Source organism: Burkholderia sp. AU19243, from assembly GCF_018148075.1.
Classification (GTDB): Bacteria; Pseudomonadota; Gammaproteobacteria; order Burkholderiales; family Burkholderiaceae; genus Burkholderia; species Burkholderia latens_A.
Genome location: NZ_JAGSTV010000050.1, coordinates 1 through 674 on the forward strand (window position 1 = coordinate 1; position 674 = coordinate 674).

Consider the following 674-nt stretch of genomic DNA (forward strand, 5'->3'; position numbering starts at 1 on the left):
CACCGCGACGACGAAAACTGGCTGCGCCACACGCTGTGGTACAGCGAAGGCGATCGGCTCGACTACAAGCCGGTTCAAATGAAGCCGCTGACGGTCGAATCCGTGCCGCCGAAGCCGCGCACGTTCTAAGCCGAGTCAAAGGAATCCGAAATGGCAAAACGCATTTTTGAAGTCTACCGCTACGATCCGGACAAGGACGCGGCGCCGCGCATGCAGACGTACGAGCTGGAGATCAAGCATGAGCGCATGCTGCTTGATGCACTGGTGAAGCTGAAGGCCGTGGACGAGACGCTGTCGTTCCGCCGTTCGTGCCGCGAAGGCGTGTGCGGTTCGGACGCGATGAACATCAACGGCAAGAACGGTCTGGCGTGCCTGACGAACCTGAACGATCTGCCGCAGAAGATCGTGCTGCGTCCGCTGCCGGGGCTGCCGGTGGTGCGCGACCTGATCGTCGACATGACGCACTTCTTCAACCAGTATCACTCGATCAAGCCGTACCTGATCAACGACGCGCCGCCGCCGGAGAAGGAACGCCTGCAGTCGCCGGAAGAGCGCGACGAGCTCGACGGCGTGTACGAGTGCATTCTGTGCGCGAGCTGCTCGACGTCGTGCCCGAGCTTCTGGTGGAACCCGGACAAGTTCGTCGGCCCGGCGGGCCTGCTGCAGGCTTACCG

General features: G+C 62.3%; 2 protein-coding genes. Both read left to right on the top strand.

The genetic code is table 11. The annotated features are described in order from the left end of the window. Nucleotides 1-129 (top strand): hypothetical protein (locus tag KDW55_RS29250; protein ID WP_212161900.1); only part of this gene is annotated, 129 nt, incomplete at its 5' end. A gap of 21 nt (nt 130-150) precedes the next feature. Then, on the top strand, nt 151-674 hold a 524-nt coding region (locus KDW55_RS29255; protein ID WP_212161899.1), incomplete at its 3' end, for a succinate dehydrogenase iron-sulfur subunit.